The organism is Roseovarius confluentis, assembly GCF_002917925.1.
GTDB classification, from domain to species: domain Bacteria; phylum Pseudomonadota; class Alphaproteobacteria; order Rhodobacterales; family Rhodobacteraceae; genus Roseovarius; species Roseovarius confluentis.
On the sequence record NZ_PPFE01000002.1, the window covers coordinates 389,186 to 404,991 of the forward strand.

Genomic DNA, 15,806 nt, shown 5'->3' on the forward strand with positions numbered 1-15,806 from the left:
TCCCGGCGATTTCAGGGTCGACGCGAAGGGAGAGGACATGCGTGTGCGCTTGCCGATGACGCGGCCCGGCATGGTGATCGGGCTTTTGGGGGGATCGTTCGACCCGCCCCATGCGGGGCATGTGCATATCAGCCGCGAGGCGCTGCGGCGCTTTGGCCTCGATCGGGTGTGGTGGCTGGTGAGCCCCGGCAACCCGCTGAAGGCGCGGGGGCCGCAGCCCTTGGAGCGGCGGATGGCGGCGTGCCGGGCGCTGGTGGATCATCCGCGCATCCACGTCAGCGATTTCGAGGCGCAGGTCGGCACGCGCTATACCGCCGAGACGCTGGCGGTGCTGCAAAAGATGCGGCCGCATGTGCATTTCGTCTGGCTGATGGGCGCCGACAACCTGGCGCAGTTCGAGCATTGGCAGGACTGGCGGCAGATCATGGATACCGTGCCGATCGGCGTGCTGGCCCGGCCCGGGCAGCGCATTTCGGCGCGGATGTCGAAGCCGGCGCGGATCTATCGCACGGTGCGCATCCCGGCGCGGCAGTCGCGGGCGCTGCGCATGGCCGCCCCGCCGGCGTGGTGTTTCGTCAATGTCCCGATGAGCGCGCTGTCGTCGACGGCGCTGCGGGCACGGGGTGACTGGGGCGATCTTTCGGAAAGTTGATCGCACGCCCGCGACATGGTGCCGACAGGGGCGAATTGCGGATTGTGTGACCTGCCGCGCTTGGGTTAATTGGACCCATGCGTACGAACATTTCCCGACGGTTCCTGTTGACGACGGCGCTGGCCAGCCTGGCGGGCGGCGCGATGGCCGATGCGCCCAAGGTGTCGCTGCGCCCGCAGCTGCGCCCCGAAGGCGGCGCCGAGGCGGCGCGCATTCGCTCGGTTCCGAGCGTCGACGCGCTGATCGAGCGAGCCAAGCTGGGCGGGGACGTGGGGTTCGCGGTCATCGACGTGAAGTCCGGCAAGCCGCTGGAAGGCGTTGGAGCAGGCGACGGTATGCCGCCCGCGAGCGTGATGAAGGCGATTACCGCGCTTTACGCGCTGGAGACGCTGGGCGAGGGATACCGGTTCGAGACGCGGCTGATCGCGACCGGGCCGGTCAAGGACGGGGTGCTGGACGGCGACCTGGTGCTGGCGGGCGGCGGCGACCCGGTGCTGGACACGAATGGCCTGGCCGACATGGCCGCGCGGCTGAAGAAGGCCGGGGTGACCCGGGTGACCGGCAAGCTGCGGGCCTGGGCCGGGGCGCTGCCCTTTACCCGGTTCATCGACGACGAGCAGCCCCTGCACGTGGGCTATAACCCGTCGCTGTCGGGGCTGAACCTGAATTTCAACCGGGTGCATTTCGAGTGGAAGCGGTCGGGCGGGGATTACACCGTGGCGATGGACGCGCGGTCGGACCGCTATCGCCCGTCGGTGCGGGTGGCGCGGATGCGCGTCGCGAACCGCAAGGGGCCGGTCTATACCTACGAGGACGCGGGCGACCACGATGCGTGGACAGTGGCGTCGGGCGCGCTGGGCAATGGCGGGTCGCGCTGGCTGCCGGTGCGGCGGCCGGGGGATTATGCCGCCGAGGTGTTCACCGCGCTGGCGCAGGCGCAGGGCGTGACGCTGAGTGCGGGTGAGGTCTTTGAAGGCACGCCCGAAGGCAAGGTGCTGGTCAGTCACCTGAGCGAGCCGCTGGTGCCGATCCTGAAGGAGATGTTGAAGTATTCCAACAACCTGACCGCCGAGCTGGTCGGGCTGACGACCAGTGCCGCGCGGCTGGGCCGGCCCGCGGACCTGGCGGCCTCGGGCGCGGAGATGAGTGCCTGGGCACAGGAGACGCTGGGCATGACAGGGGCCAAACTGGTCGATCATTCGGGCCTGGGCGAGATGTCGCGGGTGACGCCGCTGGGCATGGCGCGGGCGCTGGCGCGGGTGCACGGGGACGGGCGGCTGAAGCCGATCCTGAAGCCGTTTCTGATGCGCGACAGCCAGGGCGGCATCATGCGGGACCATCCCGTCAAGGTCGCGTCAAAAACCGGGACGCTGTATTTCGTCAGCACGCTGGCAGGATATGCGACGGCGCCGGACGGCACCGAGCTGGCCTTTGCGGTCTTCACCCATAACGCCAAGCTGCGCGAGCCGATCGACAGCCGGTCGGACGTGCGCCCGCCGGGCGCGTCCAGTTGGAACCGGAGGGCCAAGCAGCTTCAGCAGGGGTTGATCGAACGCTGGAGCGTGATGTACGCGGGCTGAGCCTGATCCTTGGGCCGTGACGCTCGACGGTTGTGGTGACGGCGGGGCGCAGGTCTGATGCGTGAAAAAATCCCTAAAATTGTCGATATTCCAGAAACAGTTACCTCAAATTTGCCTTAATTCGAGGCAACGTTGACGCCGGAAATCAGCGCGAACAGGAGTAGCGATTAATGCAACGTATCTGGGTATTCGGATCTGTCCTCGTCACCGTCATTGCGGCCCTCAAGACCTTGCTGGTCGTTCATTTCGCCTTTGGGGGCGTCTCGGGCGCGCCGAGCCTGGTGGTGTTGTCGGGGCTTTTCGCGCTGTTCTTTGCGCTGACCGCGGTGGTGGCCTATGTCGCCTGCACGCAGCTGACCCGGCACGTGGTGCAGAAGCGCCGTGAAAAGCTGGCCCCGGGGATGAGCGAGCCCGTCGCCAAGGAAACCGTCATCTTGCGCCACGCGCCGGACTGGGGGCTGTCGCAGGCCGAGGCGGACGTGGCGATTTTCGTGGCCAAGGGATTTTCCAACGGCGAGATCGCGGACATGCGCGGCAGCGCGATCACCACGGTGAAATCGCAGTTGGGCCGGATCTATCAGAAATCCGGCCTTGAATCGCGCTACCAGCTGATTGCCTTCGTCACCGACGAGGTGGTGTCGATGGCGCGCGAGGCCGAAGAGCCCGCCGCGAAGATCAGCACCAAGGATGCCCTGCCGCTGGTCGGGCGCCGCAAGCAGCACGCGGCCTGATACCGCCGCCCGGCATTACTGGACCAACCGGATGAGTTCGCAGTGATGCCCGGTCAGGGTCAGCTCGCCCGATCCGAGCTCTAGCCCCACACTCGCCAACACGCTGTCCACCACGCCATCGACCGGCGTGGTGAGCGCGGCCAGAAGCTGGGCCGGAAGGTTGGCCAGCAGGGTGTTGACGACCGGGGCCGCGAGGCCGGTGACAAGGCCCTGCTGATCGGGCTTGATCCGGAGTTCCGTGTTCTCGGACGACAGGAGCGTGCTGACGGCGTTGGTCACCAAAAGTTCCGAGCCGTAACTGCGCTCGGTGTCGCCGCTAGCCACGTCGCCATGGGTGAATGTGATGCGGTCGGTGTTCGATCTGCCGACGGCGACGTGGCTGCGGGCCTGGACCACGAGGTCGGCCAGCACCAGGTCGGGCAGCAAAGGCACCGGGATGGCGATGCGCACGGTCAGAAGATCGGCAAAGCCGAGGCTCGCGGGATCAACGGGCGCGGTGGCGCTGGTGCCTGCGGGCAGGGTGCCGAGGTAGAGCGCGGCGACAGCGGTGCCGTTTTCCGGGTGCAAGGGCGTATGTGACACCAGGAAGGACGCGGCAGGGTCGGACGGGCGCGAGGCGCTACAGCTGATTTCGTCCAGCGTGGCGGTGGCGCCGGCGAGTTCCACGTAGAGCGGCACGTGCAGGTCGGTGGCGGTGACCTCGGCGGCCAGCCCGGTCAGCAGGCCGGGATCGGCGTCGATATCGAGGCCAAGGCGCGCGGCGGCGCGGTGCAGTTGCACGCCTTCCTCGCCCAGGGCGACCCAGCCCGATTGCGCGGGCGGCTCACCGGCGGTCAGTTGCGCGTCGACGCCGACGATGCCGGCGCCGTCGAGGTCCAGATCCAGAGAGGCGGCGTTTATATCTTCGCTGGCAACCACGGCCTTGACGATATCGAGGGCCGTGACGTCGATTCCGATCAGGAAATCGGTGGCGGTGAGACCAAGGCGGGTGTCGATGCCGCCGATGACCGCGGCCACGTCGATCTGTTGGCCCGCAGCGGCGCTGGCCAGCCCGGTGAGGCTGCCGGCGAGGGCGGGCGGCAATTCGGCGGCCAACGCGTCGAGCAGGGTGTCGGCGGTGGTGACGCGGTTCAGCACCTCCGCCGGGTTGCGGGAGGGGCCGCCGGTGAGCCCGTCGAGGGTATCCAACAGGGTGCCGAGATTGACCCGCGCGTCGGCCAGAAGGGCGAGATCACCCACCCCGATCGCGGCGCCGACGCCGTATTCCGCCGTCAGCACGGCATCGAGCGCGGCGGGGTCGAGATCGGCCAGATGGCTGTTCAGTGAAAAGCTGGCCGCGCCGGTCCGGGTGGCCATGGCGGTGCGGCTGAGGTCGACGGTGGGCGTGCCACTGAAGATCTGGGCGAAATGGAGCGGTGACGCGTCGCTGAGCGTGACCTGGGCGGCGTTCACGACGTCTGTGTCGTCGTCGAGCGGCATGAACCGCTCGGTCCGGGGAATGGCGGGGTTGCGGAAGTAGCGCCCGGTTTGCAGCTCGGTGAGCGTGGAGGCGGCGCGGTCATTTTTGGTTATGGCGTCGATGGCGCGGTCTTGCGCGGCGGAGGCGTCGGCGACGGCGCTCATCGCGCCGAGGTCGCTGGCGGCCTGAAGCCGGGCGCGGTCGCGGTAGAGCGCGGCGACGTCGACGCCGAGCGCCACGAAGCCGAAGAGCACGGTCAGCATCAGCGACACGATGATGGCGACGACGCCGGACTCGTCGCGCCGGAAGCGGGCAATGCGGTCAGTAAGCGACATAGGCCCGCCCCTTGATGGTGTCGATCCCGAGGCCGAGAAAGCCGTTGGCCGCGTCGAGCAATGTGCCTTGGGCGGCATAGGTGACGTTGACGGTGATGCTGCCCATCGCCGCGCCGGAATAGGCGAGCGAGGTGGAGAGCGCGTCGTCCGTCAGCAGGGGATAGCGGGTGGCGCCCTCGGCCAGATACGCGGTGGCGATATCGCGCCGCTCGGTCTCGTCGAGGCCCGCGACCGAGGCGCGGGCGGCCCCGGCGGCCAGCTGGTGCACGGAATGGCTGACGCCCATGTAGAAGCCAAGGGTGATGATGCCGAGGATCAGCGCGAAGAGGATCGGTGCGATGAGCACGAACTCGATCGCGACGGCGCCGGTGGTGTCGCGGGCGAAGCGGCGGGCGGCGATGGTCAGGGAATGCGTGGTCATGATCTCAGCGCCCCGCAAGGATGTTGTCGAAGATCGAAAGCCCGGCGGGCCCGACCAGCACCACGAAGACCGCCGGCATGATGCAGAAGATCAGCGGGATGGTCATCAGGACGGGCAGGCGGGCGGCCTTTTCCTCCATCGCGATCAGGCGGTTGGCCCGCTGTTCCGACACGAGGTTGCGCATGGCGCGGGCGAAAGGTGTGCCGTAGGTGTCGGACTGGTCCAGCGCCTGGGTGAAGATCGCGATCTCGGGCAGCGGCACGCGCGCGCGCAGCTTGTCATAGGCGGTGCGGCGGTCATTGGTCATGGCGATTTCGGCCACCAGTTGGCGGGTCTCTGCGGCAAGCTCGGGGGCGCTGCATTGCAGTTCGCGGGAGACGCGGTGCAGCGCCTGCTGCGGGCCTTGGCCCGCCTCGGACGCGATCACCAGCAGTTCCAGCAGGTCGGGAAAGCTGCGGCGGATTTGGCCCATGCGGGTGCGGCGGCGGGAATCGACCACCATGTCGACGCCCATCGACATGCCGAGCGCCACGGCCAGGACAATGGCCGAGGGGATGAGCGCAGGCATGCCGATGGGATAGACGGTCACCACCCAGACACCACCGGACAGGAAGGCACCGACGGGCAGGACCGTTTTCAGGAAAGCGTAGATCAGAAGGGTCTCGCGGCCCTGGTAGCCGGCCGAGCGCAGGTCGGCGGCGGTGTCGCGTGCCTCGCCGCCGAGGATCGCCGACAGGCGTTCGCCCATGCGCAGGACCACCCGGCGCAGCGCCGAGCAAATCCCGGCCAGCGCGCCGGACCGGCGGGCCTTCCCCGGCGCGGCGCTGCGGGGGGCAAGGGCCTCGCCGTTCGCGCGGCGCAGGCGCAGCATCAGGACGGCGCGGCGGCGTTCGGTATCGACCAGAGCGCCAAGGCCGAAGGCCACCAGAATCAGCCCTGCGAAGGCCATCCAGGACAGGATATCTACCGTGGACTCAGACATCCGCGCGCCCCATCCGGGCCATCACGAAGACCCCGAGTGCCACGCTGGTCAGCGCGCCGGCCGCCATCACCTGGCCGCGCGGATCGGTGAAGAGCGGCTGGAGATAGGCGCCGTTCAGCACGAAGAGTGCCAGCGCGATGCAAAAGGGCAGGGCCGCGAGGATCATGGCGCTGGCGCGGGCCTCGGATGACAGGGCCCGTGCCTTCTTGCGCAGCTTGCGGCGTTCGCGCAGCTGTTCGGCGAGGTTTTCCAGCGTCTCGACAAGGTTGCCGCCGGAATCGGCCTGAAGGGCGGTGGCCACGGCGAAAAAGCCAAGCTCGGCGGTACGCAGGCGCTGGTAGAGCGCCGCGAGGCTGTCCTGAAGGGACGTGCCGAGGCAGATCTCGCCATGGGTGCGGGCAAATTCGGCCTGCACGGGGCCGGTGGTGGTCTCGACCACGATGCGCAGGGAATCCGCGATGGGCCGTCCGGCACGCAGGCCGCGGGCGAAGATGTCGAGCGCATCGGGCAGCCCTTCGGTGAAGGCGGCCTGGTAGCGGGCGAGGGCGTGGCGCAGCACGGCCAGCGCAAGCAGGACCGGCAGGACCACGGCGAGCACCAGCGCGATGAGCGGGTTGAGCCCGGCGTAAAGCACCGCGAGGCCGTAAATTGCCAGCGCGGCGATGGCGATCTGGATGCAGATATCGGTGGGCGTCAGCCGCAGGCCGGTCTGGGCCAGAAGCGCCTCGATCCGGGGGGTGAGGCCGGTGATGTCGGGCGTGTCACGATTGGCCCGGCGCGGCTTTTTGGACGCCGCGGGGGCGGGGCCGGCGAGGCCCCGCTGCATCCGGGCCTGGTGACGGCGGCGGGTGCGGTCGGCATGGACCAGCGCGCAGAGCACGAGGGCGGTGAAGGTGACGATGCTAGCGGTGAGGACGATCAGGAACAGGCTCATGGGTTATCCTCTCAGCACGGCGTCGAGGTCGGCGCTGACACCGTAATCGGCGGCGCGGCCGGCGAATTTGGGGCGATAGCCGGAATAGCGGTAGGTGCCGCGCACTTCGTTGCGGGTGCTGTCGGGGTCGGTCTCGAAGGTGAAGAGATCCTGGAGGGTGACGACATCGCCTTCGAGCCCCGCGACCTCGGATATCGAAGTGATGCGGCGGGTGCCGTCGCGCATCCTGGAGATCTGGATCACCAGCTGCACCGCATCGGCCAGCTGCCGGCGCACGACGCCCGAGGCCATGTCGAAGCCCGCCAGTGCGGCCATGCTTTCGATCCGGGTCATCGCTTCGCGCGGGGAGTTGGCGTGCAGCGTGCTCATCGAGCCGTCGTGGCCGGTGTTCATGGCTTGCAGGAGGTCCAGCACCTCGTCGCCGCGGATCTCGCCGATGATGATGCGGTCGGGGCGCATCCGCAGCGCGTTGCGCACCAGCGTGCGCATGGTGACCTCGCCCTTGCCCTCGACATTGGGCGGGCGCGTCTCGAACCGGACGACATGCGGTTGCTGGAAGCGCAGTTCGGCGGCATCCTCGATGGTGACCAGCCGTTCGGTGGCGGGGATGAAGGCCGACAGCGCGTTCATCAGCGTGGTCTTGCCCGAGCCGGTGCCGCCCGAGACCAGCACGTTGAGCCGCAGGTAGGCGGCAAGTCCGAGAAAGCCCGCCATCTGTTCCGACAGGCTGCCGTTTGCCACCAGCGTTTCCATCTTCATCGGGTCGGCGGGGAACTTGCGGATGGTGATGGTGGGGCCGTCGATGGCGAGCGGCGGAATGGCGACGTTGACGCGGCTGCCGTCCTTGAGGCGGGCATCGACCATCGGCTGCGCCTCGTCGATGCGGCGGCCGACGGCGGCGACCATGCGGGAGGCCACGGCGTGGACATGGGCGTTGTCGCGAAAGCGCGTGGCGGTCAGTTCCAGCTTGCCGCGGCGTTCGGCATAGACCCGGTCGGGGCCGTTGACCATGATGTCGGTCACGGTTTCATCCGCCAGCAGGCGTTCCAGCGGGCCGAGGCCCAGCATGTCGGCCAGCACGGCCTGGACGAGGTCGGCGACCTCGCGGCCGTTGAGGTGCATCTTGCGCTGTTCGGACAGGCCGTGGATCGCGTCGTGGATGCGGCTTTCCTGCTCGGGGCGGGGCAGGCCGGCCACCTCGGTGAAGTCGAGCACGTCGGAGAGCGCCTGGATCATTTCGCCGGCCATGGCGGAGATGTCGGAGGCGGAGGCCGCGGCGGCGTTGACGGACTCGACCAGCGCGGGAAGTTTCGGCTCGGGCGCGGGGCGCGGTGCGGTATCGGACGCGCGGGGCGGTGCCGGGGCATGGGCCTCGGCATCGGCAGGAGTGTCGGCCGGGGCGTGGGCCGAGGCCGGTGGCACCGCGGTGGGCTGCGTCGCAGCCGCGGTGCGCGAGGGCGCGTCGCCGCCCAGTTCGGCCACGGCCTGCGCCAGGAGGGCGCGTTGGTGGGAGAGGGGGATCGGCGTCCCGGCGGCCTCGACCACGAAGGTCAGCGCCGTGTTCACCTTTTCCTCGACCGACAGCCCGTCGGCGTCGATGTGGCGTGCGATGTGCAGCACCCGGTCGAGCGCGGCCCGATTGTGATGCTCGATAACCTCGTGTTTCATCCGAACAGTCTCTTGCGGGGTTTGCGCAGGGCCGTGGCGGCGCTCGCCGGTTGCATGGCGGCCTCGAAGACGGTGCGCACGGCGCGGGACCAGGGCGCGCGCGGTTGCAGCGTGACGAGCGGCTTGGCGGCCTTGTGCGCGCGGGCCAGCGCCGGGGCGCAGCAGGGCAGCGTCGCGGTGAGCGGCATCTGAAGCGTCCTGGCGATGTCCTTGGGGCGCAGACCCGCGTCCTTGCGGGTGTCCGACAGCACGGCGAGGATCGGCAGGTCGGGATTGTCAGCCCGGATCCGGGCCGAGAGGCGGCTGGCGGCGTTGACCCCGGCAAAGCCCGCGGGCAGCACCAGCACCAGCCGGTCAAGCGTGCCGATCACGTCGGGCTGGCGCAGGGCAAGGCCGCGCGGCAGGTCGACGATGACGGTGTCGAACGCCTCGCGCAGGCGGGGTAGGAGGGCGGCGATGCCGGGCTCGTAGGCGGCGGCGGCCTGGTCGCCGCGCACCTGGCCGGAATAGAGCGACAGCGTGTCGCTTACCTGGTCCATGGTCGCGCCGATGAAGGTGGTGTCGACGCGGTCGGGGGCGCGCAGGGCGTCGAACAGACCGCGGGTTTCATCGCGGTCGAGGTCGATGGCCTGGCTGCCGAATTCCAGATCGGCATCCACCAGCGCGGTATTGCGCGCGGCACCCTTGGGGGCGGCGGCGTGGGCGGCGAGATTGAGGGCCAGAAGGCTGGCCCCGGTGCCGCCCTTGCAGCCGAGAACGCCGATGGTGAGGCCCCGGGACGCTTCGGGCGACGGCGTCGCCGGTGCGGCGACGGGGCCGGGCGTGGGGGCGTTGGTGGCGGCGAGGATGTCCGATGCGTTTGCCGGGAGGCAGAAATAGTCGCGGGCGCCGGCCTGGCGCAGGGCGCGGTAGGTGGCGATGTCGTCGACAGTACCCAGCACGATCACGCCGATACCGGCGCGGGCCAGTTCCTCGACGCATTCAATGGCCATGGGCAAGCTGATCTGGCCCATCTCGGCCAGGATGCATTTCACCGGCGAGGCGTCGGTCAGGAGGCGCGCCGCGCCGCTGAGCCCGCCGCCATGGATCGCCTTGGCCATCTGGCCGCTCTCGGCCAGGACGGCGCGGGCCGTGGCAGCCCCGGTATCGGTGCAGACATAGGCCTGAAGCGCGGGGGCGACGCCGTCTTGGGTATCGAAAGGCATGGGGCGGTCTCCGGGTAGCGGTGGGGTTGGGAAGGTGGATCGGGTGCGTGGAGCGGCCGACCGGGATCTGGCCGCTCCGTCGCGCGGCTCAGGTGCCGCCGCTCGTACCTTGGGCTTTTTCAAGCTCGGTGTTCATCGTTTCGAAGCCGGTGTTTGTGTTGGTGCCGAGCGTGGCGACGGTACCGACGATCACGGCGCCCACGAGTGCGGCGAAGAGGCCGTATTCGATGGCTGTGGCGCCGTCCTCGTCACGGGCGAAGGTGCGGGCGATGGTCTTGATGGATTTGCGTGCGATGGTCATGGTCGTGTCTTTCCGTGGTTTTGAACAGGTTTGTGGATGCGGGCCGCAACGACCCTGGTGTGCCCCGACACTGACGCCTGCCGGGACAATCCGAAATCCTCCCTCGGTCGGTGGGCGGGTTTACGACCCCATCGTCGGAAGGTCGTCCGACCAAGGTCGTACGGGTTTCGGGACGCAATGTGGCCGCTTTGTGGCGGTGCGGGCGCGCGGGTGATCCGGCGCCCGGAGGGTAGGATGCGGCGACGCGGGACGGTGTGCTGCGCCAAGGGGAAAAGTGCCCCGGTGGGCCGCAAAAAGGGGCGGTTCGTGGGCGGTGATTCGACTCTCGCGGCAGGTCCCGGGTCAGGCCCGGGACGGGGGATGGCCTAGCGGCTGCGGTCGAGCTTGGTCGCGAGGTGAATGAGCGATTCCGAGCCGCGCACGCCCTTGGCGTCGCCGATGCGGTCGAGCGTCTCGTCGAGTTCCTCGGTGGTTTCGGCCTCGAGCGTGACGATGAGGTCGAAGCGCCCGGACGTGGTGTGGACGCGGCGCACGCCGGGCAGGGATTGCAGGCGCGAGAGCACGGTGGGCTGGCTGCGGGCCTCGATCTGCACCAGCGCGGTCGCCCGCAGGGGGGCGCGGCGCGCAGCGTTGAGGCGCAGGGTATAGCCCAGGATGATGCCGGAGGTTTCCAGCCGGTCGAGCCGCGCCTGTACCGTGGTGCGTGCAAGGCCCAGCCGGCGGGCGATGGTGGCGACAGGAATGCGGGCGTTTTCCTGCAGGAGGGCGATCAGGGCCTCGTCAAGTTCGTCTGTTTGCATGATTCCCTCGGCGTTGTGCCGAAATTATACTGCATAAAGTGCAATCTGACCTGACAAAATCACCACGTTTCGCGGCACACTATGGAAAAGACGACCCGAGAGGCAGAGCGATGCAACATCAGACATCCCCGTGGGACACGCCCGTGGCGCATCTGACGCGCCAGAAACCCGATGCGCCGGTGCTTTATTTCAGTCCCGAGGTCCTGCAGGCCACCGCGCGGCGGTTCCTGACCGGCTTCGGCGGGCTGGTGACCTATGCGGTCAAGGCCAACCCGGGCGAGGAAGTGCTGGCGAACCTGGCCGCGGCCGGTGTGCGGGCCTTCGACGTGGCCAGCCCGGCGGAGATGCGGGCGGTGCGAAAGGCGGCGCCGGATGCGGTGCTGCATTACAACAACCCGGTGCGATCGGCGGCCGAGGTCGAGATGGCCGCGAAGATGGGCGTGGCGTCTGCTTCCGTGGATTGCGCGTCGGAGCTGGACAAGCTGGCGGGCCTGCCGCGCGACATCGAGGTGACGGTGCGGCTGGCGCTGCCGGTCAAGGGTGCGGCCTATGATTTCGGCGCGAAGTTCGGGGCGGGGCCTGACGCCGCGGCGGGGCTTTTGCGCAAGGTGGCCGATATGGGGTTTCGCCCCGGCCTCTGCTTTCATCCCGGCACGCAATGCGGCGATCCCGGCGCGTGGGGCGCCTATGTGCGGGCCAGTGCGGAGGTGGCGCGGGCCGCCGGTGTGACTTTGGAGCGGCTGAACGTGGGTGGCGGGTTTGCCGCGCATCGGTCGGGCGTGGCGCCGGACCTGGAGGCGATTTTCGATCATGTGGCGGAGGTGACCCAAGACGTGTTCGAGGTGCCGCCCCGCCTGGTCTGCGAGCCGGGGCGGGCGATGGTGGCCGAGGCGTTCACGCTGGCCGCACGCGTGAAGGCGGTGCGACCGGACGGGAGCCTTTTCCTGAATGACGGCATTTACGGCGCGCTGGCCGAGGCGCGGGACATCGACGCGCTGACGCGGGTGCGGGTCGTCAGCCCGGACGGGCGGTCGCGCGGGGGCGCCCCGGTGACGCGGGTGGTGTTCGGACCGACCTGCGACAGCCTGGACCGGCTGCCCGATCCGCTGGCCTTGCCGGGGGACGTGGCCGAAGGGGATTACGTTCTGTTCGAGGGGATGGGGGCCTATTCGCGGGCGCTGGCGACGCGGTTCAACGGCTACGGTCCCGAGGGGCCGGTGACGGTGGCGCGCCTGATCTGATCGGGGGTGGACACCGCGCCGTCGGGCGTTAGGGTCGCGGTAGATTTCCCGCGCAGAGGTGTCCCCACATGACCGAGCAGCGCATGGCCAAGTTCGGCCGCTCTCAGCCCGTGAGCCGGATCGAGGACCGGCGGTTTCTGACCGGGGCCGGGCGGTACACGTCCGATCTGTGGCCGGAGGGGTGTTTGCGGGCCTATCTGTTGCGGTCGGTCGAGGCGCATGCGGACATTTCGGTGGATGCGCAGGCGGCGCGCGAGGCGCCGGGCGTGCGTCTTGTGCTGACGGCGGACGATCTGGCGCAGGCGGGGATCACCGAAGGGATGCCGGCGCTGTTGGTGGAAAACCGGGACGGCAGCATGGGGGCGGCACCGAAGCGGCCCCTGCTGGCCGAAGGGCGCGTGCGCTTTGTCGGGGAGGCGATCGCACTGGTGGTCGCCGAAAGCCTGGACGCGGCGCGGGATGCGGCGGAGTTGATCGAAGTCGATTATGACAGCCTGCCGGTGCACCTGGAGCGGGCGCCGGGCGGTCAGGCGCTGCATGACGCGGCGCCGGAAAACCGGGCGTTCGATTTTGGCATGGGCGACGCGGACGCGGTGGAGGCGGCGCTGGCCGGGTCGGCGCATGTGGTGCGGATGCCGCTGGAGGACAACCGGGTGATCTCGAACCCGATGGAAACCCGCAGCGTATTGGCGCAGATGGAGAAGGGCCGTCTGCACATCGCCTATGGCGGGCAGAACGTCTGGAACACCAAGGCGCACGCGGCACGGATCCTGAAGATGGCGGAGGACGATATCCGGGTCACGATCCCGGATGTGGGCGGTGGCTTCGGCACCAAGGCGCCGGATTATCCTGAGACCCTGCTGGTGGGACAGGCGGTGCGGATGCTGGAGGCGCCCGTGGCCTGGGTGGCGGACCGGACTGAGGGGATGCTGTCGGACACGGGCGCGCGGGACCTGGAGCATGACCTTGTGATGGGGTTCGATGACGATCTGCGGATCACGGGCTACCGCGTGGATACCAGGATGAACCTGGGCGCCTATAACAGCCCGCTGGCCCAGAACATCCAGACCAACCTGTTCGCCAAGGTGATGATGGGGGTTTTTGATATCCGCGCCGCTTACCTGCATGTCGAGGGGTTCTACACCAACACCACGCCGGTCGATGCCTATCGCGGGGCCGGGCGGCCCGAGGCGATCTATGCGCTGGAGCGGCTGATGGACCACGCGGCGCGGGAATTGGGCGTGGATGTGTGGGAGCTGCACCGGCGGAATTTCATCCGTCCCGGGCAGTTTCCCTATACCACCGCCTTTGGCGAGACCTATGACGTGGGCGATTTCGCGCGGGTGCTGGACAGCGTCGCGCGGCACGCGGACCGCGACGGGTTCGCGGCGCGCCGTGCGGCAAGCGAGGCGCGGGGCAGGCTGCGTGGGATGGGCTTGTGTTTCTATATCGAGAGCATCCTGGGCGACCCGGCGGAGGGCGCGCAGATCGAGTGTACCGAAGAGGGCGTGCGGCTTTACGTGGGCACGATCTCGAACGGGCAGGGGCATGAGAGCGTCTATGCGCAATTCCTGAGCGACCAGACCGGGGTGCCGGTGGAGCACATCGAGATCGTGGCCGGCGACACCGACCGGATCGCGCAGGGCGGCGGCACGGGCGGGTCACGCTCGGTGACGGTGCAGAACAACGTGACGCTGGTGACGGTGGACGCGATGGTTGACGCGTTCCGGCCCTACCTGGCCGAGAAGATGGGCGTCGATGCCGACGCGGTGGAGTTCGACCACGAAACGTTCCGCGCACCGGGATCGAACCAGACGCCGACGCTGCTGGAGGCCGCCGCGTGGGCGCGGGCGGACGGGCGCGACGATTTGATGAGCCACAAGAAACGCGCGGAACTGGAGGCGCGGTCCTTTCCCAATGGCGCGCATGTCTGCGAGGTGGAGGTCGATCCCGAGACCGGCGCGGTCACGGTCGCGCGCTACACGGTGGTCGACGATTTCGGGAACCTCATCAACCCGATGCTGGTGGAAGGCCAGATCCATGGCGGCGTGGTGCAGGGCATCGGGCAGGCGCTGTGCGAACGGGTGGTCTATGACGCGGACGGGCAATTGCTGACGGCGAGCTTCATGGATTACGCGATGCCGCGGGCGGACAGCGTGCCGATGATCGGTTTCGACACCGAGCCGGTGCCGTCGACCACCAACGTGATGGGCATGAAAGGCTGCGGCGAGGCCGGGACCGTGGGGGCGATGGCCGCCACGGCGAACGCGGTGTTCGATGCGCTGCAGGGCCGGGGCGTGCGCCGGGCCGACATGCCCTTTACCCCGCACCGCGTCTGGATGATGTTGAACCGTGATGAGCTGGACGAAACGCGTTAGCCGGGCTGTCCGGCGGCTGGTTGGCCTGACCCGTGGCGAGCGGGCGCGGATCAAGCATGGTCCGCGCGGGGCGGTGACGCATGTGATCATCCTGGACGGCACCATGTCCTCGCTCGATCCGGGGCTGGAGAGCAATGCGGGACTGACCTTCAAGCTGTTGAACGAGGAGGTGGGGGCGGCGCTGTCGCTGTATTACGAACCGGGGGTGCAGTGGCCGGACTGGCGGCGGACCGGCGACGTGATGCTGGGGCGGGGCATCAACCGGCAGATCCGCCGGGCCTATGGCTATCTCGCGTCACGCTATCGGCCCGGCGACCGGATTTTCCTGTTCGGGTTCTCGCGCGGGGCCTATGCCGTGCGGTCGCTGGCCGGGGTGATCGACCGGATCGGGCTGTTGCGGGCGGAACACGCGACCGAGCGGCAGGTGAGGACGGCCTATCGCCATTACCGCGACGAGGCCAGGAGTACGGCTGCGGCGGCCTTTACCCGGGAACTGTGCCACGAGACCTCGCAGATCGAGATGGTCGGGGTCTGGGATACGGTGAAGGCGCTGGACTGGACCGGTCCGCTGATCTGGCGGCTGCTGACGCCGAAGAACGCCTTTCACAGCCATGCGCTGGGGCCGCATATCCGGCACGGCTATCACGCGCTGGCGCTGGACGAGACGCGGCGGGTCTATACGCCCGTGATGTGGGAAACCGGACCGGGACGTGCCGCGGGCGAGGGCCGGGTCGAGCAGGTCTGGTTCCGCGGCACTCATGGCGACGTGGGCGGGCAGCTGGACGGGTTTCACGCGGCACGGCCGTTGTCGAATATCCCGCTGGTCTGGATGCTGGAACGGGCGGAGGCGCATGGGCTGACCCTGCCCGAGGGGTGGCAGGCGCGGTATCCGACGGATGCGCAGGCGCCGTCGGTCGGCAAGTGGCGGGGCTGGGGGAAGATATTCCTGTTTCGCAAGGCCCGGGTGGTGGGGCAGGATCCGTCCGAGCGGCTGCATGAGAGCGTGCAGGGCCGCGCCGCACCGGATGCCCCGGATGCGCAGGCGGTGACGTAGGCGGGGGCAAAACTTTTGAGAAAAGTTTTGGCAAATCTTTTCTGAAAAGATTTGGTGCGAGGTGT

14 protein-coding genes are annotated in these 15,806 nt (G+C 68.7%); 6 read left to right on the top strand and 8 right to left on the bottom strand.

Translation table 11 applies throughout. The features are described from left to right. Window positions 1–37 precede the first annotated feature (37 nt). The 3 genes from C2I35_RS06740 to C2I35_RS06750 all read left to right on the top strand — a co-directional run bounded on the left by C2I35_RS06740 (window position 38) and on the right by C2I35_RS06750 (window position 2,963). Window positions 38–652, top strand: a complete 615-nt coding sequence (locus C2I35_RS06740; protein ID WP_103762503.1) for a nicotinate-nucleotide adenylyltransferase — start codon at window positions 38–40, stop codon at window positions 650–652. 77 nt (window positions 653–729) lie between these two features. After that, the gene (gene dacB / locus C2I35_RS06745) at window positions 730–2,232 is read left to right on the top strand and encodes a D-alanyl-D-alanine carboxypeptidase/D-alanyl-D-alanine endopeptidase (protein ID WP_103762252.1); all 1,503 of its coding nucleotides are present in this window, start codon (window positions 730–732) and stop codon (window positions 2,230–2,232) included. A 170-nt stretch (window positions 2,233–2,402) separates the two neighbouring features. Continuing rightward, on the top strand, window positions 2,403–2,963 hold the full coding sequence (locus C2I35_RS06750; protein WP_103762253.1) for a helix-turn-helix transcriptional regulator: 561 nt from the start codon (window positions 2,403–2,405) through the stop codon (window positions 2,961–2,963). Window positions 2,964–2,978: 15 nt separating this feature from the next. Here C2I35_RS06750 and C2I35_RS06755 read toward each other — a convergent pair whose 3' ends face one another. The 8 genes from C2I35_RS06755 to C2I35_RS06790 form a co-directional block, all read right to left on the bottom strand. Further along, entirely contained in the window at window positions 2,979–4,757 is a 1,779-nt protein-coding gene (locus C2I35_RS06755) for a TadG family pilus assembly protein (RefSeq protein WP_170067138.1), read from the bottom strand. Then, window positions 4,744–5,178, bottom strand: a complete 435-nt coding sequence (locus tag C2I35_RS06760; protein ID WP_146049978.1) for a TadE/TadG family type IV pilus assembly protein — start codon at window positions 5,176–5,178, stop codon at window positions 4,744–4,746. Before C2I35_RS06760 ends, C2I35_RS06755 begins: the two co-directional genes overlap by 14 nt. 4 nt (window positions 5,179–5,182) lie before the next feature. Further along, window positions 5,183–6,160, bottom strand: a complete 978-nt coding sequence (locus C2I35_RS06765) for a type II secretion system F family protein (RefSeq protein WP_103762256.1) — start codon at window positions 6,158–6,160, stop codon at window positions 5,183–5,185. Beyond that, window positions 6,153–7,094 carry a type II secretion system F family protein gene (locus C2I35_RS06770; protein ID WP_103762257.1) on the bottom strand — a complete coding sequence of 314 codons (942 nt, stop codon included), beginning with the start codon at window positions 7,092–7,094 and terminating at the stop codon, window positions 6,153–6,155. The genes C2I35_RS06765 and C2I35_RS06770 overlap by 8 nt, the downstream gene beginning before the upstream one ends. A gap of 3 nt (window positions 7,095–7,097) precedes the next feature. Continuing rightward, a complete protein-coding gene (locus C2I35_RS06775) occupies window positions 7,098–8,762 on the bottom strand; it encodes a TadA family conjugal transfer-associated ATPase (RefSeq protein WP_103762258.1) in 1,665 nt (554 codons plus the stop codon). Beyond that, window positions 8,759–9,967 (bottom strand): CpaE/TadZ family protein, encoded by a 1,209-nt coding sequence (locus C2I35_RS06780; RefSeq protein WP_103762259.1) that lies wholly within the window; start codon window positions 9,965–9,967, stop codon window positions 8,759–8,761. Before C2I35_RS06780 ends, C2I35_RS06775 begins: the two co-directional genes overlap by 4 nt. A gap of 88 nt (window positions 9,968–10,055) precedes the next feature. Further along, entirely contained in the window at window positions 10,056–10,268 is a 213-nt protein-coding gene (locus tag C2I35_RS06785; protein ID WP_103762260.1) for a Flp family type IVb pilin, read from the bottom strand. A gap of 365 nt (window positions 10,269–10,633) precedes the next feature. After that, window positions 10,634–11,068 (bottom strand): Lrp/AsnC family transcriptional regulator, encoded by a 435-nt coding sequence (locus tag C2I35_RS06790; protein ID WP_103762261.1) that lies wholly within the window; start codon window positions 11,066–11,068, stop codon window positions 10,634–10,636. A 110-nt stretch (window positions 11,069–11,178) separates the two neighbouring features. On the opposite strand from C2I35_RS06790, the gene C2I35_RS06795 reads away from it, so the two are divergent. The 3 genes from C2I35_RS06795 (at window position 11,179) to C2I35_RS06805 (ending at window position 15,741) form a co-directional block, all read left to right on the top strand. Continuing rightward, window positions 11,179–12,309, top strand: coding sequence for a type III PLP-dependent enzyme (locus tag C2I35_RS06795; protein WP_103762262.1), 1,131 nt, complete (start codon window positions 11,179–11,181; stop codon window positions 12,307–12,309). A gap of 83 nt (window positions 12,310–12,392) precedes the next feature. Further along, window positions 12,393–14,687, top strand: coding sequence for a xanthine dehydrogenase family protein molybdopterin-binding subunit (locus C2I35_RS06800; protein ID WP_103762504.1), 2,295 nt, complete (start codon window positions 12,393–12,395; stop codon window positions 14,685–14,687). After that, window positions 14,665–15,741: a T6SS phospholipase effector Tle1-like catalytic domain-containing protein gene (locus C2I35_RS06805; RefSeq protein WP_103762263.1), complete on the top strand. Its 1,077-nt coding sequence runs from the start codon at window positions 14,665–14,667 to the stop codon at window positions 15,739–15,741. Before C2I35_RS06800 ends, C2I35_RS06805 begins: the two co-directional genes overlap by 23 nt. Window positions 15,742–15,806: the final 65 nt, after the last annotated feature.